Raw genomic sequence first — 23,769 nt, forward strand, 5'->3', positions numbered from 1 at the left:
CGATTATCCCGCCACGGTGCGTGACCGCCGTGTGAGGTCCGGCGCGGTCGCCGCAGGGCCCGAGCCGCGCCCGTGGAACGCCGTGTTAAGTTCACGTGAGATTCGCACCAGGTGACAAGGGACCGGACGCCATGACCCGTACGGACGCGCAGGAGGAGCGGCGGCGCAGGGTGCGCGAGCTGGTGACGGCCAAGGGGTTCGCGCGGACGAACGACCTGGCGGACGAGTTCGGCGTCAGTGTGATGACCGTCCACCGCGACCTGGACGCCCTCCAGGCGCAGGGCTGGCTGCGCAAGGTGCGGGGCGGCGCCAGCTGCCTGCCGTCGACCCAGTTCCACGGCAGTGTCGGCGAGCGCATGACGACGATGGCGCGGACGAAGCACCGGCTGGCGCGGGCCGCCGCGGACCTGCTGGCACCCGGGCAGATCGTGATGCTCGACGACTCGACCACCTGCCTGAGCCTGGCGCGGCAGATGGCCGACCGCACGCCGCTCACCGTGATCACCAACTCGCTGCCGGCCGTCACCGCGCTGTCCAGGGAGGCCGGGGTGTCCCTGATCGCGCTCGGGGGCACGTACTTCCCGGCGTACGACGCCTTCATGGGGCTGCACACGGCGCGCAGCGTGGAGGCGTTCCGGGCGGACGTGCTGTTCATGTCGACGACCGCGGTCACCGGGGACCGCTGCTACCACATGTCGCCCGAGACGGTGCAGGTCAAGCGGGCGATGATGGCGGCCGCCGCGCGCCGGGTGCTGCTCGTCGACCACACCAAGTTCGCCAACCAGGGGCTGTACGCGCTGGCGCCGCTCACCGACTTCGACGTCGTGCTGGTGGACGACGCGGCGCCGGCCGCGCAGGTGCGGCGGCTGCGGGACCTGGGCGTGGACGTCCGGACGGTCGACACCTCGCGGTGACGGGGGCCCGGCGCCCGGGCTGATCACACGGCCCGTGTGAACGTCACACCGTCTTCACCCGGGCCGCCGCCCCGGCGGCCCCGGCGCACTCTCCGGCCCCCCGGTACGACCTGCGGCGACGGCGCCCGGCCGATGGGCGGGCCGGGTGTCGCACCGGCGATTTCACGCCACGTCCGGGCCGGGCCGCGGGGATTTCCGCCCGCTCATTGACGCCGTTTCCCACCCGGCCGTTACATCGTGACGCCCCGGAGCGCACCACCCGGTGCCCTTCCGGCGCTTCCCGGTGATTTTCCCGTGCTCACCGGCGTGTTCCGGTCCGTTCCGGCGCTCCGCGGCTTTCCGTGCTTTCGCGGTGTTCCGAGTTCTCCCGCGCTTACCGGCGCTCTCCTGTCATACCCCCGCGCTTTCCCCGACTTCTCAGAAAAGGGTGGTTCCCGTGGCCGTCGTCCTGGATCCGTCGTCTTCCGCCGAAGACGCACCCGCGAGACACTGGCTGGACCGGATCGGCATTCCGAAGCCGCTCGCCTGGGGGTTCCTCGGCCTCCTCGTCTTCATGATCGGCGACGGGGTGGAGTCGGGATACCTCTCGCCGTACCTCCTCCAGGAGGGGGTGTCGAAGGAGCGGGTGGCGCTGCTGTTCAGCGTCTACGGCGTCACCGCCAGCGTCGCCGCCTGGTTCTCCGGCGCGCTGTCCGACCTGTGGGGTCCCCGCCGCGTGATGCTGCTGGGCCTGGGCATCTGGGGCGTTTTCCAGGTCGTCTTCCTGGTCCTCGCCGTACCGACGGCCGACTTCGCGCTGCTGCTGGTGAGCTACGGGCTGCGCGGCTTCGGCTATCCGCTCTTCGCGTACGGCTTCCTGATCTGGGTCACGGCGGTGACGCCGCAGCGCCGGCTGGGGTCGGCGGTGGGCTGGTTCTGGTTCGCCTTCACGGGGGGCCTGCCGACGCTGGGGTCGCTCGTCGCCAGCGTCGCGGTGCCGGGGATCGGCGCGTACGCCACCCTGTGGCTGGCGCTCGGGCTGGTCGTGGCGGGCGGCCTGATCGCCCTGCTCCTGGTGCGCGAGCCCACCGGGAGAAAGCGGCTCGCCCCCGCCGGGGAGCGTCCGCTCGCCACCCTGGTCGGTTCGCTCGCCATCATCTGGCGCAACCCTCGCATCGGAACCGGGGCGGTGGTGCGCGCCATCAACACGGCGCCGCAGTTCGGTTTCCTGGTCTTCCTGCCGGTCTTCTTCACCGAGACGCTCGGCTTCACGCTCAGCGAGTGGCTGCAGCTGCTGTCGGCGATGTTCGCCACGAACATCTTCTTCAACCTGGTCTTCGGAGTGGTCGGCGACCGCATCGGCTGGCAGCGCACCGTCGCCTGGTGCGGCGGCGTCGGCTGCGCGGTGACCACGCTGCTGCTCCACTACGGCACGGTGGCGGGCGGGGACGACTACGCCCTGGCGATGGTCCTGGTGAGCCTGTTCGGTGCGACGCTCGCCGGGTACGTGCCACTGTCCGCGCTGATGCCGTCGCTCGACCCGGCCCACAAGGGCCAGGCGATGTCCGCACTGAACCTGGGCGCGGGAGCCAGCACCTTCATCGGCCCCGCGCTGGTGGGAGTCTTCCTCGGCCCGCTGGGCGTCGAGGGCGTGATGTGGATCTTCGCCGGGCTGTACCTGGCGAGTGCCGTGATGACGCTCTTCCTGAGGCTGCCGGACCCGGTAGCGCCCGGGGCGGCGGGGTACTCGTCGCCCGCCGGCCCGGCACCGCGGGCACGGAACGAGTCGCCGGAGGCCTAGCCATGAGTGATGCGTGGGACTACCCGACCCCCTCCCAGGCGGAGGGCGAACGGGAGCCGGATCCCGACGAGCACCCCGAGGAGCACCCCGACGTGGCCCGCTCCACCCCGTCGCAGGCGGAGGGAGAGCGCGGCGCCGAGGAGGAGGTGCAGGCGGAGCCCGGGAAGGAGAAGGGCCCGGGATGAGGCGCTGAGGGGGGCGGGCCGCCGGCACCCGCCCGGTGAGAGGGGCGGGCGCCGGCGGCCCGCCCCTTCGCCTTTGGGTCGCCGCCGGGGCGCGGACCCTCGGGCGGACCGATTGGCCCACCCGGGCGGGCCGCGAATGGACCAGGGGGTGCGCCACCGGCGGGCCTAGGTTGGGCGGGCGGCCCGGTCGCACCGGCCGCCCCGCCCCCTGCCGCCGCACCCCCCGAGGACGCCCGTGCCCGCCCCGCTGCTGCCCGCCCCCGGCCCCGCCCGGGGGCTCGCCCTCGCCCAGATGGTCAACGCCGTGGGCGACGGCGCCTACTACGTCTGCTCCGCGCTGTACTTCTCCCGGGTCGTCGGCCTCACCGCCACGCAGATCGGTGCCGCCCTGACGCTGGCCTGGGCGGTCGGTGCCGTCGCCGGGGTGCCCCTCGGCCACCTCGCCGACCGCCGCGGCCCCCGCGGCACCGCCGTGCTGCTGGCCTGCGCGACCGCGCTGGCGGTGGCGGCGCTGCTGTTCGTGCGGTCGTACGCCTGGTTCCTGCCGGTCGTGTGCGCGTACGCCACCGCGCAGTGCGGGCTGGCGGCGGCCCGCCAGTCGCTGCTCGCGGGGCTCGTGCCGCGGGGGGCGCGAACAGGGGTGCTGGCCCACCTGCAGTCGGCGGCGAACGCCGGGCTGGCGGTGGGCGCGGCGCTGGGCGCGGTGGCCCTGCACACCGGGACGCCGGCCGCGTACCTGACCGTCCTCGCCGTGGACGCCGCCGCCTTCGCGGGGTGCGCGCTGCTGCTGTGGCGGCTGCCCGCGCCGGCCGGCGGGGAGGGGCCGGTGGCGGCACCGGGCGGGCGGGGCGGCGGGTTCGCGGTGCTGAAGGACCGGCCGTACGCGCTCGTCGCCCTCCTCAACACGGTGATGCTGCTGCGGATGCCGCTGATCAGCCTCGTGCTGCCGCTGTGGATCGTGGAGCGCACGGCGGCGCCCGGCTGGACGGTGTCGCTGCTGCTGGTGCTGAACACCGTCGCCGTGATGCTGTTCCAGGTGCGTGTGGCGGCCGCGGTGACCGGCCTGGCCGGCGCGGTCCGCGCGGCGCGTTCGGGGGGTGCGGTGATGCTGGCCTCCTGCGCGGTGTTCGGCCTCTCGGCGGTGGTCCCGGGGCCGGTGTGGAGCGTGGTGGCCGTGCTGGTGGCGGGGGCAGCGCTGCTGGTGTGGGGCGAGATGCGGCAGTCGGCGGGGGCCTGGCAGATCGCGTTCGACCTGGCCCCGGCCGGGCGGCAGGGCCAGTACCAGGGTTTCTTCGGGGCCGGTGTGCCGGTGGCCCGGATGCTCGGCCCGGTGCTGCTGACCGCGCTGGTGCTGGGCGGGGGCGTGCCGGGATGGCTGGTCCTGGGCGGGTTCTTCCTGGTCGCGGGGGTGGGCATGGGGCCGGCGGTCCGGTGGGCGGAGCGGCACGGGGCCGGCTCGGGTCGTGTCCCGGTCAGGAATGCTCCGCGATCAACGGGGCACCCGCCGGTACGGAGCGGGCTGCCGAGAACAACGGCCGGAACCAACGGCGGGTAGGGGCCCGCTCCCCGTCTTGGAGGAGTTGTGGTGATTGATTCACGTGGGGTCGAGGAGGACGCTGAGGTCCCCGATGCGCTGGGGGGTGCCCTGTGTGCGGGCTGAGCGGTGAGATCCGCTTCGACGACCGGCGGCCCGACGTGGCCGCGGTGGAACGCATGACCGACCGGCTGGCGGCCCGTGGCCCGGACGGCCGGGGCATCTGGTCGCAGGGGCCCGTGGCACTGGGACACCGCCGCCTGAAGATCATTGATCTCTCGGAGCGCGGCGCGCAGCCGATGACGGACACCGAGGCGCGACTGACCGGGGTGTTCAACGGGTGCATCTACAACTACCAGGAGGTGCGCGAGGAGCTGCGCGCCCTGGGGCACCGGTTCTTCTCCACCTCGGACACCGAGGTCGTCCTGAAGGCCTACGCGCAGTGGGGCACGGACTGCGTCGACCGTCTGATCGGCATGTTCGTGTTCGTCATCGTGGAGAACGACACGGGCCGGGTGGTGCTGGTCAGGGACCGGCTGGGCATCAAGCCCCTGTACCTGAGCCACGCGCCGGGCCGGCTGAGGTTCGCCTCGACGCTGCCCGCGCTGCTGGCCGGCGGCGGGGTCGACACCTCGCTGGACCCGGTCGCGCTGCACCAGTACCTGAGCTGGCACGCCACCGTCGCGGCGCCGCGCACCGTCCTCAACGGGGTGCGCAAGCTGCCGCCCGCCACGGTGCGGGTGGTGGAGCCGGACGGCTCGTACACCGACCGCTGCTACTGGCAGCCGTCGTACACGCGCCGCCCCGAGTTCGCGGGGATGGACGCCGGTGACTGGCGCGACGCGGTGATGGACGCGCTGCGGACGGCGGTGCGCCGCCGGATGGTCGCCGACGTGCCGGTCGGCGTGCTGCTCTCCGGCGGTCTCGACTCGTCGCTGATCGTGGGCCTGCTGGCCGAGGAGGGCCAGAAGGACCTGGCCACGTTCAGCGTGGGCTTCGAGTCGGAGGGCGGCGAGGAGGGCGACGAGTTCACCTACTCGGACCTGATCGCCCGCCGGTACGAGACCGACCACCACCAGCTGATGGTCCCCTCGGACCGGGTGTCGACCGCCCTCGAGGGCGCGATCGCGGCGATGAGCGAGCCGATGATCAGCCATGACGTGGTCGCCTTCCACCTGCTGTCCGAGCTGGTGTCCAAGGAGGTGAGCGTCGTCCAGAGCGGTCAGGGCGCCGACGAGGTGTTCGCCGGGTACCGCTGGTACCCGGACATGGCCGCCGTCGAGCGGGAGCGCGAGCCCGAGCGGTACGCGGAGGTGTACTTCGACCGGCCGCACTCCGACATGGCCCGCATCCTCCAGCCCCATCTGCTCACCGGTGACGACGTGTCCGCGCGGTTCGTCCGCGAGCACATGGCCGCGCCCGGCGCCGAGACCGCCCTGGACGCGGCGCTGCGGCTGGACACGCACGTGATGCTGGTGGACGACCCGGTCAAGCGGGTCGACAACATGACGATGGACTGGGGCCTGGAGGCGCGCACGCCGTTCCTGGACCACGAGCTGGTGGAGCTGGCGGCGGCCTGCCCGCCGGAGCTGAAGCTGGCGCAGGGCGGCAAGGGCGTGCTGAAGGACGCCGGGCGGGCACTGCTGCCCCGCGAGGTCGTCGACCGGCCCAAGGGGTACTTCCCGGTGCCGGCCATCCGCCACATGGCGGGCCCTGTCCTCGAACGGGTGCGGCAGGCGCTGAACGCCCCCGAGGCCAAGGCGCGCGGCCTGTACCGGCGGGAGTACCTCGACGAGCTCCTCGCCGCCCCCGACGACCACCGTACGAAGCGCGGGGCGAACGCCCTGTGGCACGTAGCGTTGCTGGAGATATGGCTGCAGACGCACAGGATCAGCTGACCGGGGCCACGTCGGCGGCACCGCTCCTGGTGCCGCTCGCCGACGCGGCCGGCACCCGCGACACCCCTCAGCCGCTGGTCTCCCACGGCTGCTGGTACCCGTCGGCGGACCCCACGGGTGAGCACGTGGCGTTCATCTGCGACCGGACGGGTGTGCCGCAGTTGTGGACCGGGCCGGTCGACGGGGCGGTCGACGGGCCCGGCATCCACCTGCTGGACGCCGACCCGGACCCGGTGACCGAGGTGGCGTGGTCGCCCGACGGGCGCTGGATCGCCTACACGGTGGCGCCCGGCGGCGGCGAGCACACCCGGGTGCTGTGCGTGCGCCCGGACGGCACCGGCCGCCGCATCCTCGCGGGCGCGGACACCGGGAGTTCGGCGTACCTGGGGTGCTGGGCGCGCGACGGCTCGGCCGTGGCGGTCACGGTCGCCGAACCGCCGCCCGCGCTCGGCCCGCTGCTGCGCGAGGACACCGCCCCCGAGGAGCGGGACGTCTTCGGGGAGCTCCCGGCGGACTGGGCCGAGCGGGACGGCCGCGCCACCCTGCTGGGCGGCCCGCGCCGGGGCGAGGTCGGCCCGCGGCCGGGTGACGAGTCGCCCGACGGGGCCATCCGCGACCGGCTCACCGCCTATCTGGTGGACCCCGACGGCCTGGCCTCCCCCGTGCTGGTGGCCGCCGAGAGCGGCGCCGCGACCCTCCGGGTGTGCGACCTCAGCCAGGACGGGCGGCTGGCCCTGGTCCGCCGGGGCCCCCGGGGGAGGCGGGAGGCGGTGGTGGTGCGCACCGCCGACCTCGGTACGGGCTCGGTGCTGCGGGTGGCCGACGGCGACCCGTGGATCGGCCGGTTCTCGCCGGACGGCCGGACGGTGTGGCTGCGCAGCGACCACGAGCGGGAGTTCGCGGCGCTGCTGGCCGCGGGGCTGGACGACGAGGGCCGGCGCACCGGCCTGTCGGTGCTGGCCGAACGGGAGGGCAGCGACCTGGAGCTGCTGGCGTTCGGCGACGACGGGTACACGGCCGCGCTGGCGTGGAACGTGCGGGGGGCCAGTGAGTTCCAGACCCTGGGCCTCCCGGCCGCCGGCCCCGCCGCGCCCGCCCCCGGCGGTGACACCGCCCGCACGGCCCGGCGGGCCGGCGGCGAGCCCGCGGACGCGGACGGCACCACGGCGTCCGCCCAGGGCGCCGGCTCCGGCAGCACCGATCCCGCCGCCCCCTGGGCCACCGCCGCCACCGCCGCGCCCCCGTGGCACGACGCCACGCGACCGGCGCCGTGGGGCGGCGCGACGGGGACGGCCCCGCCGCACGACGTGGCCCTCCCCCACGAGGTGGTCACCCGGATCGGCCGGGCGGGGCCGGGCGGGCTGGTGCTGGCCCTGTCGGGTTCGCAGCGGCGCCCCGGCGTGTGGTGGCTGCCCCGCGGCGCGTCGCCCGCCCGCACGCCGTGGTCGTCGCGGGACGAGGACGCCGTGCCCCCGGGCCGGCCGCCCGTGCGTCCGGCGCCGCTGCGGCCCGCGGCCCGCGACGGCCTGGTGCTGGGCGGCTGGTACTACCGGGCGCCGGGGCGCGCCGAGGGGCGTCCCGCCCCGTGCGTCATCCACCTCCACGGCGGCCCGGAGGAGCAGGAGCGGCCGGTGTTCGAGCCGCTGTACCACGAGCTGACCGGGCGGGGCCTGGACGTGTTCGCCCCCGACGTGCGGGGCTCCTCCGGCTACGGGCGGTCCTTCGTCGACGCCGACCTGGGCACGGGGCGGTACGCCGCGATCGCGGACGTCGCGGACTGCGTGGCGCACGTGGTGCTGACCGGGCGCGCCGACCCCACGCGGCTCGCCGTGATGGGGCGCTCGTACGGCGGTTATCTGACCCTCGCGTCGCTGGTGTGGCACCCGGACCTGTTCCGTACGGGCGTCGCGGTGTGCGGCATGTCGGACTTCGCGACGTTCTTCGCCGGCACGGAGCCGTGGATCGCCGAGTCGGCGGCCCACAAGTACGGTCACCCGGAGCGGGACCGCGAGCTGCTGCGCGCCCTGTCGCCGATGAGCCGGATCGACGAGCTGCGCGTACCGCTGCTCGCGGTGCACGGCGAGCACGACACCAACGTGCCGCCGGGCGAGTCGGAGCAGGTGGTGCGGGCCGCCCGGGAACGGGGGCACGCGGCGGAGCTGCTGATGCTGCGCGAGGAGGGCCACGAGTTCCGGCGGGCGGACAACCGGCGGCTGTTCCGGCGCACCGCGGCCGACTGGATGGAACGTCATCTGACCGGCTGAGCGGCCCCGGACGAGCGACCTGCGGGGACCGGCGTATGCGCATAAAGTGACCGGACACGGGCATTCCGTACGCCACTTCGGAATCCGACCGAGAATGTGGAGGCGCGGACGCATGATCCCCTCGCTCGCCTCGTACGCCGTGGTCGTCCCCACCATCGGACGTCCCTGCCTCGCCGACTGCCTCGCCGCGCTCGCCTCCTGCGAGGGGCCGGAGCCGAGCCGGATCCTGGTGGTGGACGACCGCCCCGGCCCGCCGGGCGACCCCCTGCCGCTCGACGCGCTGGGGAGCCTCGTGGGCCGTACCGTCGTGCTGCACAGCGGCGGACGGGGCCCGGCGGCGGCCCGCAACACCGGGGTGCGCGCGGTGGACGAGCCGTGGACCGTGCTCCTCGACGACGACGTACGGGTCGGCCCGCACTGGCGCGAGCAGCTCGCCCGCGACCTGGCGGAGGCCTCCCCCGACACGGGCGGCGTCCAGGGCGTCCTGCGGGTGCCGCTTCCCGCCGACCGGCGCCCCACCGACTGGGAACGCAACACCGCCGGGCTCCAGGGCGCCCTGTGGGTCACCGCCGACATGGCGTACCGCACCGAGGTCCTCAAGACCGTCGGCGGTTTCGACGAGCGGTTCCCGCGGGCGTTCCGCGAGGACGCCGACCTCGCGCTGCGGGTCATCGACGCGGGCTGGCGGATCGTGCGCGGCGAGCGGCGCACCGAGCACCCGGTGCGGCCCGCGGACCGGTGGGTGTCGGTCCGGCTCCAGCGCGGCAACGCCGACGACGCCCTGATGAAGCGGCTGCACGGCCCCGACTGGTGGGAGCGGGCCGCCGCCCCGCGCGGCCGGATCCGGCGGCACGCGGCGGTCACCGCCGCGGGGCTCGGCGCGCTGCTCCTGGCCGCGGCGGGACGCAGGCGGGCGGCGGTCCTCGCGGCGGCGGGCTGGGTGCTGGGGACCGCGGAGTTCGCCCGCTCCCGGATCGCGCCCGGCCCCCGCACGCCGGACGAGATCGTGACGATGGCCGTGACGAGCGCGGTGATCCCCGCCGCCGCCACCTGGCACCGGCTCTCCGGGGAGCTGCGCCACCGGTCGGCGGAGAGCTGGGACGGCGCCCTGTGACGCGCCCGGCGGCGGTGCTGTTCGACCGTGACGACACGCTCGTCGAGGACGTCCCCTACAACGGGGATCCCGCGAGGGTGCGGCCCATGCCGGGCGCCCGGGAGGCCGTGCGTCTGCTGCGGGAGAGCGGCGTCCCGGTGGCGGTGGTGTCCAACCAGTCGGGCGTGGGGCGCGGCCTGCTGACCGACGACCAGGTGCGGGCGGTCAACGCCCGGGTGGACGCGCTGCTCGGCCCCTTCGACGCGTGGGCGTACTGCCCGCACGCCCCCGAGGACGGCTGCCGCTGCCGCAAACCCGCCCCCGGCCTGGTGGAGGAGGTGGCCCGGCTGCTGGGCGTCCGGCCGCGGGAGTGCGTCCTGATCGGGGACATCGGCTCCGACATGGGCGCCGCGCGGGCCGCCGGAGCGCGGGGCGTCCTGGTGCCGACGGCCCGGACCCTGCCCGAGGAGGTGGCGGCCGCGCCGCTGGTCTGCGACGACCTGCTCGGCGCGGTGCGGCACGTGCTCCGGGACGACCCGCGACACCCGCGCCGCACCGCGGGCGCGACAGCGGGCGGACGGGCGGCGGCGGACGGGGCGGCCGGCGCCGGGAGGCGCGGATGAGAGCCCTGGTCGTACGGCTCGACAGCTTCGGGGACGTCCTGCTCGCCGGCCCGGCCGTACGGGCGGTGGCCGGCCGGGCGGACCGGGTGACGGTGTTGTGCGGGCCGCGCGGGGCGCCGGCCGCGCGACTGCTGCCGGGCGTGGACGAGGTGCTGGTGTGGGAGGCCCCCTGGGTGGGGTTCAGCCCGCCGCCGGTGGACCGCGCCGGCGTCGACCGCCTGGTGGACCGCGTCGCCGCCGTGCGCGCCGACGCCGCGCTGGTCCTCACCTCCTTCCACCAGAGCCCGCTGCCCGCCGCGCTGCTGCTGCGCATGGCCGGGGTCGGGCACATCGCCGCCGACAGCGTCGACGCGCCCGGTTCGCTGCTGGACGTGCGCCATTCCAGGGCGCCGCACGCCCACGAGGCCGAAGCCGCGCTGGACCTGGCGGAGGCCGCGGGCTTCCCGCGCCCGCCGGGCGACGACGGGCGGCTGCGCGTGCGGCACGCGCCGGGCGCCCCCGACCTGACCGGGCCGGAGCCGTACCTGGTGGTCCACCCGGGCGCGAGCGTCACGGCCCGCCGGTGGAGCCCCGAGCGGTGCGCGCACGCGGTACGGCTGCTGGTGGGCGCCGGCCACCGGGTCGTCGTCACGGGCGGATCCGACGAACGGGAGCTGACCGCGCTGGTCGCGGGCCGGGACGGGCTGGACCTGGGCGGCCGCACCGAGCCGCCGCAGCTGGCCGCGGTACTGGCGGCGGCGGGCGCGGTGGTGGTCGGCAACACCGGTCCTGCGCATCTGGCGGCGGCCGTCGGCACCCCGATCGTGTCGCTGTTCTCGCCGGTCGTCGCCGCCGAGCGCTGGGGCCCGTACGGCGTCCCCCACGTCCTGCTGGGCGACCAGCTCGCGCCGTGCGCCGACAGCAGGGCCCGGGAGTGCCCGGTGCCGGGCCACCCGTGCCTGGACGAGGTGACGGCGGAGGACGTGGTGGCGGCCGTCGAGAAGCTGCTGGAGGGCGGCCGGTGAGCGGTCCGGCGGGGGCGGGCGCCCGGCCGCGCCTGCTGGTGCTGCGCGCGCTCGGGCTCGGTGACCTGCTGGCGGGGGTGCCCGCCCTGCGGGGGCTGCGGCGGGCGTTCCCGGAGTACGAGATCGTCCTCGCCGCACCGGAACAGCTGGCGGCGCCCGCCGCCGCCTCCGGGGCGGTCGACCGGCTGCTGCCCGCGTCGGCGCCCGGGCGTGCCGTCCCGGCGGCCCTCGACTGGGCGGGGCCGCCGCCGGACGTGGCCGTGGACCTGCACGGCAACGGACCGCCGAGCCACCGGCTGCTGCAACGGCTGCGGCCGGGGCGGCTCATGGCGTTCGCGCACGCCGGGACGCCGGAGATCCCCGGGCCGGAGTGGACGGCGGACGAGCACGAGCGGGCGCGCTGGTGCCGGCTGCTGGCCTGGTACGGCGTCGCGGCGGACCCGGCCGACCTGCGGTTCTCCGCTCCGGGCGCGTCGTCCCCCGCGCCCGGCGCGGTCGTCGTCCACCCGGGCGCCGACTCGGGGTCGCGGCGCTGGCCGGCGGAGCGGTACGCGGTGGTGGTGCGGGAGCTGCGGCGGCACGGGCACCGGGTGGCGCTCACCGGCGGGCCGGGCGAGGACGCGCTGCTCGACCGGGTGCTGGCCGGCGCGGACGGCGGCGCCGTCGACGTGTTCCGGGGCGGGTTGCCGTTCGACCGGCTGGGCGCCCTGTTCGCGGGGGCGGCGGCCGTGGTGAGCGGCGACACCGGGATCGCCCACCTGGCCGTGGCGTACGGCACGCCCTCGGTCACCCTTTTCGGACCGGTTTCTCCCCGATTGTGGGGGCCGCCCCCGGGTACGCGGCACGTGGCGCTGTGGCACCCGGGGCCACCCGGCGACCCGCATGGGCGGGAGCCGGACCCCCGGTTGCTGCGCATCGGGCCCGACGACGTGCTGAAGGCCCTGCTCGACCACCCGGAGGTGCCCCGGCCGTGACCAGCCCCGAGACCGCCGACGGGCGGACCACCGTCGTGGTGATCACCCACGACCGCCGCGACCAGCTGCTGGGCACGCTGGACCGCCTCGCCGGGCTGCCCGAGCGGCCACCGGTGATCGTCGTCGACAACGCCTCCACGGACGGCACGCCCGAGGCCGTCACCGCCCGCCACCCGGCCGTGACGGTGCTGGCCGCGGGCGGCAACCTCGGGGCGTGCGGCCGCAACCTCGGCGTACGGCACGCCCGCACGCCCTACGTGGCGTTCAGCGACGACGACTCGTGGTGGGAGCCGGGGGCGCTGGCCCGCGCGGCGGACCTGCTGGACCGCCACCCGCGGCTGGGGCTGCTCGCCGCCGGTGTCCGGGTGGGCCCCGACGGGCCGCCCGACCCGCTGAACGACCTGCTCGCGGCCTCCCCGCTCGCCGCCGCCGCGGACCTGCCGGGCCCGCCGGTGCTGGGCTTCCTGGCGTGCGCCGCGGTGGCCCGTCGCGAGGCGTATCTTCAGGCGGGCGGATACCACCCGATCTTCTTCGTCGGCGGCGAGGAGACGCTGCTCGCCTACGACCTGGCCGCCCACGGCTGGGGGGTGTGCCACTCCCCCGACGTCGTGGCCGTGCACAGCCCGGTCGGCGGCGTCCGGCCGGGCCGGCCCGCGGTCCAGCTCCGCAACGCCGCGCTGACCGCGTGGCTGCGCCGCCCCCTGGCGGTGGCGCTGCGGCACACGCGCCGTCTCGCCGTACGGGCCAGGCGGGACCCGGAGGCACGGGAGGCGCTGCGCGCCCTCGCGGGACGCCTGCCCGTCGCGCTGCGGGACCGCCGCGCCCTCCCGCCGGCCGTCGAGGCGGCGGCCCGGCGCCTGGACCTGGAAGGAGCGGTGTCATGACGTATCGGCGGGGTCCGGAGGAAGCGGCGTGACGCCATGAGTGCTGACCAGCCGGCCATGCCCGATTCATCCGGTCGCTCGGAGGGTACCCGGGGCGACATGATCACCATTGGGATCGAGGAAGAGTACCTGCTGCTCGATCCGGACACGTGCCTGCCGGTTCCCCTGGCGGACCAGGTGCGCGCGGCGGCCGGTCTGGAGCCGATCGTCGAGGACGCGGAGGTCCAGTCGGAGCTGTTGCAGGCCCAGGTGGAGGTCGCCACCCCGGTGTGCACCGACCTGGAGGAAGCCGGCGGCCACCTGCTGCGGCTGCGCCACGCCCTCGGTACGGCGGCGGAGAAGAGCGGCTGCCGCATCGCCGCCTGCGCGACCGCCCCGTACCGGGAACTGGCGCCGGTACCGGTCACCCAGAAGGCCCGCTACCTCGCGATGCGCTCCCAGGCCCCGCAGCTGGTGGCCGAGCAGCTCGTCAACGGGATGCACGTGCACGCCGCAGTGCCCGACCGCGAGATGGGCGTCGCCGTCCTCAGCCGCATCCGCGTCTGGCTCCCCGTCCTGGTCGCCATGTCGGCGAACTCGCCGCTGTGGGACGGCAAGGACACGGGCTTCGCCAGCTGGCGCACGGTGATCTTCGGACGCTGGCCGGTCAGCGGGCCGCCGCCCCGCTTCACCTCGCTGGACGACCACGAAAGACGCGTGCAGACGCTCCTGGACACCGGGATCATCACGGACACCGGCCAGCTGTACTGGCAGGCCAGGCTGTCCGACAAGTACCCGACCGTCGAGGTCCGCTGCGCCGACGTGCAGCTGCGGGCCGACACGGCGGTCATGTTCGCCGGCATCGTCCGCGGCCTGATCGCCACGGCCATACGGGAGGAGAAGGCCGGCCTCCCGCTGCCGGAGTGCCCGCCCGAACTGCTCCAGGCGTCCAACTGGCACGCCGCCCGCCACGGCCTCAGCGGCCTGCTCGTCGACCCCGAGGGCCGGGCGCGCCGCGCCGGTGACGTCCTCGTCATGCTGCTCGACCACGTGACGCCAGCGCTGGACGAGGCCGGCGACAGCCGGGAGGTGACCTCACTGGTCCACCGCCTGCTCCAGCAGGGCACCCCGGCGGACCAGCAGCGCCGCGCCCTCGCGGAGGGCGGCCTGCCGGCCCTGACGGAACTGATCACCAGCGAGACCGTCGCCCCCTGACCCCCGGCCCGCCCGGCCGGGGCCGCACCACGGCCCCGCAGCCGGCATACGGCCCAGGCGGGCCCGTACAGAACCGCTCCGACCCGACTTCAGCCGCTCGGCAGCGGCCGTGCCCCCCGCCCCCGTCCCACGTACCCCCTGCTCGAGCGCAGCGAGAGCTCGGGGGAGGCGACGGGCGGGCTCCCCTTCCCCGTGCCCCAGGGCCGCCGGCCCCGAGGAGGTGAGCCCGGAGGGGCCCCGACCCCACCACCCACCGCCCTGGTGCCGCCCACCAGGACGGCACGGCCCCCGGCGGACGGAAAAGACCGCTCAGCGGCCCGCTCACCCTCGGTGACCACTCCAACGGACCAGACCACCGCGCCCCCGGCCCCCGTTCGGCCCAGCCTGGTCGCAGGTGCGGAGGGCACTCGCCCGCCGTTCGCGTACCGCACCGTCCGGAGGAGACCGCATGACCACCGCTTTCTCGCGCAGCTGGGAGCACGCCGTCGTCACCGGCGGCGCCGGCTTCGTCGGTTCGCACCTGTGCCACGCGCTGCTCGACTCGGGCGCCGCCGTCACGTGCGTGGACGACTTCAGCACCGGCCGGCCGGAGAACATATCCGGCCTCCTCGACCACCCCGGCTTCACCCTGGTCGAGGCGAACGTGTCGGAACCGTTCACCGTCGACCGCCCGCCCGACCTGGTGCTGCACTTCGCGTCGCCCGCGTCACCCGCCGACTACCTGCGCCTGCCGCTGCACACCCTGGAGACCGGCAGCCTCGGCACCCGCCACGCGCTGGCCCTCGCCCACCGCAGCGACGCCCGGTTCCTGCTCGCCTCCACCTCCGAGGTGTACGGCGACCCCCAGCAGCACCCGCAGAACGAGCGGTACTGGGGCAACGTGAACCCGGTCGGGCCGCGCAGCGTGTACGACGAGGCCAAGCGGTTCGGCGAGGCGCTCACCACCGCCGAGGCGGAGGTGCACGGCACGGACGCCGGCATCGTCCGGCTGTTCAACACGTACGGCCCGCGGATGCGCGGCCACGACGGCAGGGCCGTCCCCACCTTCGTACGCCAGGCGCTGGCGGGCGAGCCCCTCACGGTGACCGGAGACGGGCTCCAGACGCGGTCGCTCTGCTACATCGACGACACGGTGCGCGGCATCCTCGCCGCGGCCGCCCACGGGCTGCGCGGCCCGGTGAACATCGGCAACCCGACCGAGATCACCATGCTGGAACTGGCGCGGCTCGTCATCGGGCTCACGGGTTCGGACTCGGAGATCCGTTTCATCGAACGGCCGACGGACGACCCCGCGGTGCGCTGCCCGGACATCACGCTGGCCCGCGACAAGCTCCAGTGGGAGCCGCGCATCGACGCGGAGGAGGGCCTGCGGCGCACCATCGCCTGGTTCCGCGATCACGAGGACGCCCCTTCCTGACCGGGACGCCCCGGCAACCCGGTCACCCGCGCCACCCGCGTCACCACCCGCCGCACCCCCGACTCGCCGAAAGGCCTGGGACCCCATGCGCATTCTCGGAATCAACGCCCTCTTCCACGATCCGGCCGCCGCGCTGGTCATCGACGGCCGGACCGTCGCCGCCGCGGAGGAGGAGCGGTTCTCACGCCGCAAGCACGGAAAGCGGCCGCTGCCGTTCTCCGCCTGGGAACTGCCCGAGCAGGCCGCCGCCTGGTGCCTGAAGCGGGCGGGCCTGCGGCCGCAGGACCTGGACGCGGTGGCGTACTCCTTCGACCCCCGGCTGGCCCGGCCCGCCGGCGAGATGGGCCTGGACGACCCGTGGGACCACCTGCGGCTGACGTACGCGCGAGAGGCGCCCGGCTTCCTCAAGGCGTCGCTGCCGGGACTGGACCCGGAGATCGTCCGCTTCGTACCGCACCACATGGCGCACGCCGCGTCGGGCGCGTTCGCCGCCGAGGACGCCGGCACCTCCTCGGTACTGGTGCTCGACGGGCGGGGCGAGCGCGCCTCGCACCTGGCGGCGCGCCGCGTCCACGACCGGCTGGAGGCGCTGTACGCGCAGGACCTGCCGCACTCGTTGGGGCTGGTGTACGAGGAGCTGACGGACCACCTCGGGTTCCTGCGCTCGTCGGACGAGTTCAAGGTGATGGCGCTCGCGTCGCACGGCAGACCCCGCATGCTGCCGGAGCTGCGGCGGTACGTACACCCGACCGGTGACGGCGGGTTCCGGGCGACCGGGGTGCCGTGGGCGGAGCTGTGCCCGCGCCGCCGCCCGGACGAGGCGTGGACGCAGGACCACGCCGATGTCGCCGCCAGCGCGCAGGCCGTGCTGGAGGAGACGCTGCTGGACCTGGCGCGCTGGCTGCACGGCCAGACCCACGACCGGCTCCTCACCCTCGCGGGGGGTGTGGCCCTGAACTGCGTGGCCAACTCGCGGATCGCCCGGGAGGGGCCGTTCGACCGGGTGTGGGTGCAGCCCGCCGCCGGTGACGCCGGTACGGCGCTGGGCGGGGCGCTGCTCCTCGCGGCCGGCGGCGGCGACGACCCGGACCCGATGGCGGGTGCCGACCTGGGCCGGGACTGGTCCGACTCGGAGCTCGGAGCCTGGCTGAAGACGGCGGCGGTGCCGTTCGACCGGCCGGCGGACATCGCCGGGACGGTGGCGGAGGCGCTGGCGGACAACGCGATCGTGGCGTGGTTCCAGGGCCGTTCGGAGTTCGGGCCGCGGGCCCTCGGGCACCGTTCGCTGCTGGCGCACCCCGGGCACGCGGGCAATCTCGAGCGGCTCAACGACGTGAAGGGGCGGGAACAGTTCCGGCCGGTGGCGCCGATGGTGCTCGCCGACCGGGCGGCGGAGATCTTCGACGGGGTGGTGCCGAGCCCGTACATGCTGTTCGTGCACGACGTGGCGCCCGAGTGGCGGGAGCGGATCCCGGCCGTGGTGCACGTCGACGGCACGGCGCGCATCCAGACGGTGGACCGGCGGTCGGAGCCGCTGGTGGCGCGGATGCTGACCGAGTTCGAGCGGCGCACCGGGCTGCCGGTCGTGGTCAACACCAGCCTCAACACGGCCGGCCGGCCGATGGTGGACGACCCGCGCGACGCCCTGGAGTGCTTCGGCTCGTCGCCCGTGGACCTGCTGGCGATCGGCCCGTACGCGGTGCGGCGCGGGGACTTCTTCCGCTCCGACGACACCGACGACGCCGCGCGGTGACGGGAGGACACGGACGATGAACATCCTGCTCTGGCACGTGCACGGGTCCTGGACGACGTCGTTCGTCCAGGGGCCCCACACCTACCTGGTGCCCGTCACCCCCGACCGGGGTCCGGACGGACTCGGCCGGGCGCGCACCTTCACCTGGCCCGACTCGGTACGGGAGGTGACACCCGAACGGCTGCGGGAGACGCCGGTGGACCTGGTGGTCCTCCAGCGCCCGCACGAGTGGGAGCTGGCCGAACGCTGGCTGGGCGGACGCCGTCCGGGCCGCGACGTGCCGGCGGTGTACCTGGAGCACAACGCCCCCGACGGTGACGTGCCCGGCACCCGGCACCCGTGCGCCGGCCGGGACGATGTGACGCTGGTGCACGTCACGCACTTCAACCGCCTGTTCTGGGACAACGGTTCGACCAGGACCGAGGTGATCGAGCACGGCATCGTCGACCCGGGGCACCTGTACACCGGGCGCCTGCCGCGCGCGGCCGTCGTGGTCAACGAGCCGGTGCGCAGGGGCCGGTACACCGGTACGGACCTGCTGCCCGCACTGTCCGAGGCGGCGCCGCTGGACGTGTTCGGCATGCGCACCGAGGGGCTGGCCCGGCACCTCGGCGTACCGGAGGACCGGTGCCGGAGCGCCGACCTGCCGCAGGGCGAGCTGCACGCGGCGATGGCGGAGCGGCGGCTGTACCTGCACCCCATCCGCTGGACGTCGCTGGGCCTGTCCCTGCTGGAGGCGATGCACCTGGGCATGCCGGTCGTGGCGCTGGCCACGACGGAGGCGGTCGAGGCGGTCCCGGCGGGTGCGGGGACGCTGTCGACGCGGCCCGAGGTGCTGGCGCGGGCCGCGCGGGCTTACGTGCACGAGCCGGAGGCGGCGGCCGAGGACGGCGCGCGGGCCCGGCAGGCGGTGCTCGAACGGTACGGGCTCAAACGCTTCCTGGACGACTGGGAGCGCGTGATGACGGAGGTGCGGTCATGACATCCCTCGACCCTCAGGACCCGGTGGACACCGGGTCCGACCGGCGCCCCGCGGACGTCGACGCGCTCGGTGACATCGACGCGGAGGCCGAGGCCCTGGAAGCCCTGGAGGCGCTGGACGCCGGCGCGGACGGCACCGGCGCGCGGGATGCCGAGGCGATCGACATCGACATCGGTGCGGACGGCCCCGCCGTGCGCGGCGGCCCCGGGATGTCCGTGGCACTGGTCTCGGAGCACGCGAGTCCCCTCGCCGTGCTGGGCGGTGTCGACGCGGGCGGCCAGAACGTGCACGTCGCCCGCCTGGCGAGCGCCCTTGCCGACCGGGGCCACCGGGTCACCGTGTACACCCGGCGTGACGCGCGGGACCTGCCCGACCGGGTGCTGCTGCGCCCCGGCGTCGAGGTGCACCATGTGCCGGCCGGGCCGCCGGAGCCCATCCCGAAGGACGAACTGCTGCCGTACATGGACGACTTCGGCCGCTGGATGGCGCGGGAGTGGCGGGGCCGCGCACCGGACCTGGTGCACTCGCACTTCTGGATGTCCGGTGTGGCGTCCCTGCGGGCCGCCCGGGAGGCGCGCCTGCCGTTCCTGCACACGTACCACGCGCTGGGGACGGTGAAGCGGCGCCACCAGAAGCAGGCCGACACCAGCCCGCCCGAACGCCTCGCGCTGGAGCGGGAGGTGGGCCTCGGCTGCGACCGGGTGATCGCCACCTGCCACGACGAGGTGTACGAGCTGGGCCGGATGCGCATACCCGCCGGCAAGGTGGGGGTCGTGCCGTGCGGGGTCGACACCGAGGTGTTCCGCCCGGAGGGGCCGGCCGCCGACCGCGACGGCGGCCACCGCTACCGGCTCCTCCAGCTCGGGCGGCTGGTGCCCCGCAAGGGCGCGGCCGTGTCCATCACGGCGCTGACCCGGCTGCCCGACACCGAACTCCTCGTCGTCGGCGGCCCCCCGGCCGGCCGGCTCCACGAGGACCCGGAGGTGCGCCGGCTGCGTGAGATCGCCCGGCTCGCGGGTGTCGCCGACCGGGTCCGGTTCACCGGCGGCGTGGCGCCCGAGGAGGTGGCTCCGCTGCTGCGCAGCGCGGACGTCGTGCTGTGCCCCGCGGACTACGAGCCGTTCGGCATCGTGCCGCTGGAGGCCATGGCGTGCGGGCGGCCCGTCGTCGCCAGCGCGGTCGGCGGGCAGCTCGACACCGTCGCCGACCCGGAGACCGGGCGGCTCGTGCCGCCCCGGGACCCCGACGCGCTCGCCCGCGCGGTGGGGGAACTGCTCGCCGACCCGGCGTGGCGGGCCGCCTGCGGCGCGGCCGGCCGGCGCAGGGTGCTGAGCCGGTACGGCTGGGCGCGGGTCGCCGCGGCCACCGAGAAGGAGTACGCCGCGGTGCTCGCCGCCAGGCCCGCCGTGACGGGCGTGGCCTGACCCGGTCCACCGGTACGACGAAGCCCGAAGGAGGTGTGGGCGCCGCCGCCGTTCCCCGAACGCGGTTCGCCCGAACGCCATGACCGATCCCCTCGCTCCCCCCACCCTCGAAGCGGCGCACGAACACTGCCGGGCGCTGCAGGACGCGCTCGACCGGCTCCGGCGCCACCACCTGGACCGCCTCGCGGAATGGGGCGGCCACCTCGCGGCCGTCCTGCCCGTCGGCGGCCGGCTCCTCGCCGCCGGCAACGGCGGCAGCGCCGCGCAGGCCCAGCACCTGACCGCCGAGCTGGTCGGCCGCTACCAGCGGGAACGGCCCGCGTTCTCCGCCATCTCGCTGCACGCCGAGACGTCCAGCGTGACGGCCATCGGCAACGACTACGGCTTCGACCAGGTGTACGCCCGCCAGGTCGCCGCACACGGCCGCCCCGGCGACGTACTGGTGCTGCTGTCCACCTCGGGCACGAGCGCCAACCTGATCGCGGCGGCCGTGACCGCGCGGCAGGCCGGGCTCCGGGTGTGGGCGCTGACCGGTCCGCGCCCCAACCCGCTGGCCGAGGCGGCCGACGAGGCGCTGTGCGTCGACACCGGTTCCACCGCGACCGTGCAGGAGACCCATCTCGTGGCCGTGCACCTGCTGTGCGAGTCCTTCGACGCGGCGGTCGCCGCGGCGTCGGTACGGCCCACTCGTGCGGCGGGCGCGGCGGCGCCCGTCGCGGCCCGGCGGAGGATGTCATGAGCGAGTACAAGCCCCTGGTCGTGGTGGGTGACGTCCTGCTGGACGAGGACATCGAAGGCGTGTCCACCCGGCTCGCCCCGGACGCGCCCGCACCGGTCGTCGACGTCACCGGCGACCAGCGGCGCCCCGGCGGCGCCGGACTCGCGGCCGCCCTCGCCACGCGCGGCGGGCGGGACGTGGTGCTGGTGACCGCCCTCGGCGACGACCCGGCCAGCGAGGCGGTGCGGCGCTCGCTGCGCGGCCGTGTCCGGCTGGTGGAACTGCCCCTGAACGGCACCCTGCCGGTGAAGACACGGGTCCTCGCCGGCGGCCGTCCCCTGGTGCGGATCGACCGCGGCGGCGGCGCCCCCGGCGAGCCCGACGGGGCGGTGCGCGACACCCTCGCGCAGGCCCACGCCGTGCTCGTCGCCGACTACGGGCGGCACACCGCGAGCGCGGTACGCGAGCACCTGGCCGCCGTGGCGCCCAAGGTGCCCGTGGTGTGGGACCCGCACCTCAAGGGCGACGTGCCGGTGCCGGGCGCGCGGATCGTCACACCCAACGCCGCCGAGACCATGGCGCTGTGCCGCGGCGACGGCGACTCGCTGCGCGCGTTCGCGGAACGGGGCGCCGACCTGGCCGAACGCTGGCGGGTGGCGGCCGTCGCGGTCACCCTCGGCGAGCGGGGCGTGCTGCTGACCCGGCCGGGCGCCGCGACCCCCATGCTGGTGCCCGCGCCGTACCGGGCCGAGGGCGACGCGTGCGGCGCCGGCGACTGCTTCGCCGCGGCGACGGCCGCCGCGCTGGCGGACGGCGCCCTGCCGGAGGAGGCGGTGCAGCGGGCGGTGGCGGAGGCGGCCGCGTTCGTCGCGGCGGGCGGCGCCGGGAACCCGTCGCTGTGGCGCACTCCCCCGCCGGACGCGCGGCGCGAGGTGCCGGAGACCGACCCGTTCGTGCTGGCCGAGCAGGTACGGGCGCGGGGCGGCACCGTGGTCGCCACGGGCGGGTGCTTCGACCTGCTGCACGCGGGCCACGTGGGCCTGCTGGAGAGCGCCCGCCGGATCGGTGACTGCCTCATCGTGTGCGTCAACTCCGACGAGTCCGTCGAGCGGCTGAAGGGCCCCGGCCGGCCGCTCAACCCGCTGCCCGACCGGATGCGGGTCCTCGCGGGCCTCGGCAGCGTCGACGCGGTCGCCGTCTTCGACGGGGACACGCCCTCGGAGCTGCTGGGCCGGCTGCGGCCCGACGTGTGGGTGAAGGGCGGCGACTACTCCGCGGAGGACCTGCCGGAGGCGGAGGTCCTGCGGGGCTGGGGCGGGCAGGCGGTGGTGCTGCCGTACCTCGACGGCCGCTCCACCACGCTGCTGGCCCGCCGCGCGGCCGAAGCCGCGGCGCCCATCCGCCCCCCGGGCCGCTGACCCCACCGGGCCCCGCCGGAACCCCGCCCCGGCCGGGGCCCGCAAGGCCGGCGCCTCGCCCGTGGGCCCGCGCCCCGCAGGGCCGACGTCTCGCCGTTGTGGCCCGCGCCCCGCAAGGCCGGCGCCTCGCCGTTGTGGGCAATCGTCCCGGGACGGGGCGGCGACTTCCATCGGTCACCCCCGGGGCGGCGCCTCCCTCCCGGGCGGTGCCCGTCCGGCGGGTACCGCCGGTGGGTGGGGGGCGGTGCCCCTCCGGGCTCGCCTCCTCGAGGCCGGCGGCCCTGGGCACCGGAAAGGGAGCCCGTCCGTAGCCGCCGACCTCTGCGGGGGCGCCCCTGCACGGCCCCACCCCGGGCGGACGCCGACTGCGGGTGGTGGGTGGTGGGCACCGGCGCGCCCGGGGGGTCAGGCCGCGGTGGAGAGCGCCGGGCGGGGGGTGAGGACCGGGGTCACCACGGGCTCCGCCGCGCGGCGACGCCGCAGCAGGTGGCCCGCGCCGATCGTGCCGGCGATCAGCAGGCCGCCGGTGACGAGGGCGCCGCGCGCGCCGGCCAGTTCCATGAGCAGGCCGAGGGCCGGCGGGCCGGCCAGGCCCCAGACGGTCTTGATGCTGCCCCACACGCCCAGGACGCGGCCGCGCATGTCGGCCGGCGGGTCGGTCTGGAGGACGGTGGTGCCGGCGGTGTCGGACACCGACTCGGCGACGGCCATCGGCAGGACCAGGACCAGCAGGACGGCCAGCGAGGGCGAGAGACCGGCGACGACCTGGAGCAGCGCGCCCGCCGCGGCCAGGGTGCCCACGAGCCGTACGGAGGGCTTGCGCAGCCGGGCGCCGAGGACGGCGCCGATGATGCCGCCGACGGCAAGGACCGTGGAGACCGTGCCGAAGTCGGCGGCGCCGCCGGCGAGCGGGCCGGTGACGAGGACCGCGAGGGTGAGCCCGTAGTTCCGGCCGAAGATCGCGCTGATGCCGGTGATGCCGGCCAGGGCGACGAGCCGGGGGCGGCGGGCGAAGAAGGCCAGGCCCTGGCGGACCGTCATGCCGTCGTCGTCGCGCGGCGCCGCCGGGGCGGCCTTGGTGACGGCGGTCGCCACCGGGCGCAGGAAGGGGACGACCGCGGCGACGAACAGGAACGACACGCCGTTGGCGACGTACGCGGCGGCCGTGCCGAAGACGCCGACGGCGAGACCGGCCAGCCCGGTGCCGGCGAGTCGCCCGGCGTTGCTGACGAGGGAGCCGACGCCGATGGCGGACGGTACGTCCTCGGCGCGGACGAGGTCGTTGCCGAGCAGGGCGCAGGCGGGTCCGTCGACGGTGGCGATGAGACCGGTGACGGCTGCCAGGGCCATGAGGACGCCCAGGCCGAGCTGGTCGAACGCGATGAGGAGCGCCGTGGTGAAGGCGACCGCGCCGAGCAGCGCCTGGCTGACGGCGGCGGTGAGCTTGCGGGGCCAGCGGTCGACGGCGGCACCGCCGGCGACGCCCATGAGCAGGCCGGGGGCGGCCTGTACGGAGAGCGACAGGCCGGTGGCGGCGGCGGAGCCGGTGATCTGGAGGACCAGCAGGTTCTGGACGGTGAGCTGCATCCACGTACCGGCGTTGGACACCAGGTTCGCGACGGACCACCAGCGCATGCTGCGGTACCTGAGGGAGCGCCACGGCGAGCGGTCGGCGCGCGGGCGCTCGGGGGCGGTGGGCGGGGAGGAAGG

At 76.0% G+C, this 23,769-nt stretch carries 19 protein-coding genes; 18 read left to right on the forward strand and 1 reads right to left on the reverse strand.

Features of this window, described 5'->3' with window-relative positions; genetic code table 11:
- Positions 1 to 131: 131 nt before the first annotated feature.
- The 18 genes from A4V12_RS20205 (at position 132) to rfaE2 (ending at position 22,059) form a co-directional block, all read left to right on the forward strand.
- Positions 132 to 914 (forward strand): DeoR/GlpR family DNA-binding transcription regulator, encoded by a 783-nt coding sequence (locus tag A4V12_RS20205; protein WP_064070748.1) that lies wholly within the window; start codon positions 132 to 134, stop codon positions 912 to 914.
- A 436-nt stretch (positions 915 to 1,350) separates the two neighbouring features.
- Positions 1,351 to 2,694: an MFS transporter gene (locus A4V12_RS20210; protein WP_199831328.1), complete on the forward strand. Its 1,344-nt coding sequence runs from the start codon at positions 1,351 to 1,353 to the stop codon at positions 2,692 to 2,694.
- A gap of 2 nt (positions 2,695 to 2,696) precedes the next feature.
- The gene (locus tag A4V12_RS20215; RefSeq protein WP_064070749.1) at positions 2,697 to 2,879 is read left to right on the forward strand and encodes a hypothetical protein; all 183 of its coding nucleotides are present in this window, start codon (positions 2,697 to 2,699) and stop codon (positions 2,877 to 2,879) included.
- A gap of 235 nt (positions 2,880 to 3,114) precedes the next feature.
- Positions 3,115 to 4,434 carry an MFS transporter gene (locus A4V12_RS20220; protein WP_064070750.1) on the forward strand — a complete coding sequence of 440 codons (1,320 nt, stop codon included), beginning with the start codon at positions 3,115 to 3,117 and terminating at the stop codon, positions 4,432 to 4,434.
- A gap of 92 nt (positions 4,435 to 4,526) precedes the next feature.
- Positions 4,527 to 6,311 (forward strand): N-acetylglutaminylglutamine amidotransferase, encoded by a 1,785-nt coding sequence (locus A4V12_RS20225; RefSeq protein ID WP_064070751.1) that lies wholly within the window; start codon positions 4,527 to 4,529, stop codon positions 6,309 to 6,311.
- The gene (locus A4V12_RS20230) at positions 6,284 to 8,575 is read left to right on the forward strand and encodes a S9 family peptidase (protein ID WP_064070752.1); all 2,292 of its coding nucleotides are present in this window, start codon (positions 6,284 to 6,286) and stop codon (positions 8,573 to 8,575) included. The genes A4V12_RS20225 and A4V12_RS20230 overlap by 28 nt, the downstream gene beginning before the upstream one ends.
- A 112-nt stretch (positions 8,576 to 8,687) precedes the next feature.
- On the forward strand, positions 8,688 to 9,689 hold the full coding sequence (locus tag A4V12_RS20235; protein ID WP_064070753.1) for a glycosyltransferase family 2 protein: 1,002 nt from the start codon (positions 8,688 to 8,690) through the stop codon (positions 9,687 to 9,689).
- Positions 9,686 to 10,291: a D-glycero-alpha-D-manno-heptose-1,7-bisphosphate 7-phosphatase gene (locus tag A4V12_RS20240; RefSeq protein ID WP_234372256.1), complete on the forward strand. Its 606-nt coding sequence runs from the start codon at positions 9,686 to 9,688 to the stop codon at positions 10,289 to 10,291. The genes A4V12_RS20235 and A4V12_RS20240 overlap by 4 nt, the downstream gene beginning before the upstream one ends.
- Positions 10,288 to 11,295, forward strand: coding sequence for a glycosyltransferase family 9 protein (locus tag A4V12_RS20245; RefSeq protein WP_064070754.1), 1,008 nt, complete (start codon positions 10,288 to 10,290; stop codon positions 11,293 to 11,295). Before A4V12_RS20240 ends, A4V12_RS20245 begins: the two co-directional genes overlap by 4 nt.
- Positions 11,292 to 12,269 (forward strand): glycosyltransferase family 9 protein, encoded by a 978-nt coding sequence (locus tag A4V12_RS20250; protein WP_064070755.1) that lies wholly within the window; start codon positions 11,292 to 11,294, stop codon positions 12,267 to 12,269. Before A4V12_RS20245 ends, A4V12_RS20250 begins: the two co-directional genes overlap by 4 nt.
- Positions 12,266 to 13,153: a glycosyltransferase family 2 protein gene (locus tag A4V12_RS20255; protein WP_064070756.1), complete on the forward strand. Its 888-nt coding sequence runs from the start codon at positions 12,266 to 12,268 to the stop codon at positions 13,151 to 13,153. The genes A4V12_RS20250 and A4V12_RS20255 overlap by 4 nt, the downstream gene beginning before the upstream one ends.
- Before the next feature lie 99 nt (positions 13,154 to 13,252).
- Positions 13,253 to 14,347: a carboxylate-amine ligase gene (locus tag A4V12_RS20260; RefSeq protein ID WP_064070757.1), complete on the forward strand. Its 1,095-nt coding sequence runs from the start codon at positions 13,253 to 13,255 to the stop codon at positions 14,345 to 14,347.
- Between the two features lie 448 nt (positions 14,348 to 14,795).
- Positions 14,796 to 15,764, forward strand: coding sequence for a UDP-glucuronic acid decarboxylase family protein (locus A4V12_RS20265; RefSeq protein WP_064070758.1), 969 nt, complete (start codon positions 14,796 to 14,798; stop codon positions 15,762 to 15,764).
- Positions 15,765 to 15,849: 85 nt separating this feature from the next.
- Positions 15,850 to 17,517, forward strand: a complete 1,668-nt coding sequence (locus A4V12_RS20270; protein WP_064070759.1) for a carbamoyltransferase family protein — start codon at positions 15,850 to 15,852, stop codon at positions 17,515 to 17,517.
- 16 nt (positions 17,518 to 17,533) lie between these two features.
- On the forward strand, positions 17,534 to 18,499 hold the full coding sequence (locus tag A4V12_RS20275) for a glycosyltransferase (protein ID WP_064070760.1): 966 nt from the start codon (positions 17,534 to 17,536) through the stop codon (positions 18,497 to 18,499).
- Between the two features lie 209 nt (positions 18,500 to 18,708).
- A complete protein-coding gene (locus A4V12_RS20280; protein ID WP_064070957.1) occupies positions 18,709 to 19,923 on the forward strand; it encodes a glycosyltransferase in 1,215 nt (404 codons plus the stop codon).
- Between the two features lie 79 nt (positions 19,924 to 20,002).
- Positions 20,003 to 20,662 carry a D-sedoheptulose-7-phosphate isomerase gene (locus A4V12_RS20285; RefSeq protein WP_064070761.1) on the forward strand — a complete coding sequence of 220 codons (660 nt, stop codon included), beginning with the start codon at positions 20,003 to 20,005 and terminating at the stop codon, positions 20,660 to 20,662.
- A complete protein-coding gene (gene rfaE2, locus A4V12_RS20290; protein WP_064070762.1) occupies positions 20,659 to 22,059 on the forward strand; it encodes a D-glycero-beta-D-manno-heptose 1-phosphate adenylyltransferase in 1,401 nt (466 codons plus the stop codon). The genes A4V12_RS20285 and rfaE2 overlap by 4 nt, the downstream gene beginning before the upstream one ends.
- A 405-nt stretch (positions 22,060 to 22,464) precedes the next feature.
- On the opposite strand, the gene A4V12_RS20295 is transcribed toward rfaE2, so the two are convergent.
- Positions 22,465 to 23,694, reverse strand: a complete 1,230-nt coding sequence (locus tag A4V12_RS20295; protein WP_234372257.1) for an MFS transporter — start codon at positions 23,692 to 23,694, stop codon at positions 22,465 to 22,467.
- Positions 23,695 to 23,769: the final 75 nt, after the last annotated feature.

This window comes from Streptomyces noursei, assembly GCF_001646665.1.
Classification (GTDB): domain Bacteria; phylum Actinomycetota; class Actinomycetes; order Streptomycetales; family Streptomycetaceae; genus Streptomyces; species Streptomyces lavendulocolor.

What these genes read in the sequence shown, in the direction of transcription:
- A4V12_RS20205 (WP_064070748.1), top strand. Translation starts at nt 132, where the DNA reads ATGACCCGTACGGACGCGCAGGAGGAGCGGCGGCGCAGGGTGCGCGAG.
- A4V12_RS20215 (WP_064070749.1), top strand. Translation starts at nt 2,697, where the DNA reads ATGAGTGATGCGTGGGACTACCCGACCCCCTCCCAGGCGGAGGGCGAA.
- A4V12_RS20230 (WP_064070752.1), top strand. Translation starts at nt 6,284, where the DNA reads ATGGCTGCAGACGCACAGGATCAGCTGACCGGGGCCACGTCGGCGGCA.
- A4V12_RS20235 (WP_064070753.1), top strand. Translation starts at nt 8,688, where the DNA reads ATGATCCCCTCGCTCGCCTCGTACGCCGTGGTCGTCCCCACCATCGGA.
- A4V12_RS20245 (WP_064070754.1), top strand. Translation starts at nt 10,288, where the DNA reads ATGAGAGCCCTGGTCGTACGGCTCGACAGCTTCGGGGACGTCCTGCTC.
- A4V12_RS20260 (WP_064070757.1), top strand. Translation starts at nt 13,253, where the DNA reads ATGATCACCATTGGGATCGAGGAAGAGTACCTGCTGCTCGATCCGGAC.
- A4V12_RS20265 (WP_064070758.1), top strand. Translation starts at nt 14,796, where the DNA reads ATGACCACCGCTTTCTCGCGCAGCTGGGAGCACGCCGTCGTCACCGGC.
- A4V12_RS20270 (WP_064070759.1), top strand. Translation starts at nt 15,850, where the DNA reads ATGCGCATTCTCGGAATCAACGCCCTCTTCCACGATCCGGCCGCCGCG.
- A4V12_RS20275 (WP_064070760.1), top strand. Translation starts at nt 17,534, where the DNA reads ATGAACATCCTGCTCTGGCACGTGCACGGGTCCTGGACGACGTCGTTC.
- A4V12_RS20280 (WP_064070957.1), top strand. Translation starts at nt 18,709, where the DNA reads ATGTCCGTGGCACTGGTCTCGGAGCACGCGAGTCCCCTCGCCGTGCTG.
- A4V12_RS20285 (WP_064070761.1), top strand. Translation starts at nt 20,003, where the DNA reads ATGACCGATCCCCTCGCTCCCCCCACCCTCGAAGCGGCGCACGAACAC.
- rfaE2 (WP_064070762.1), top strand. Translation starts at nt 20,659, where the DNA reads ATGAGCGAGTACAAGCCCCTGGTCGTGGTGGGTGACGTCCTGCTGGAC.
- A4V12_RS20295 (WP_234372257.1), bottom strand. Translation starts at nt 23,694, where the DNA reads ATGCGCTGGTGGTCCGTCGCGAACCTGGTGTCCAACGCCGGTACGTGG.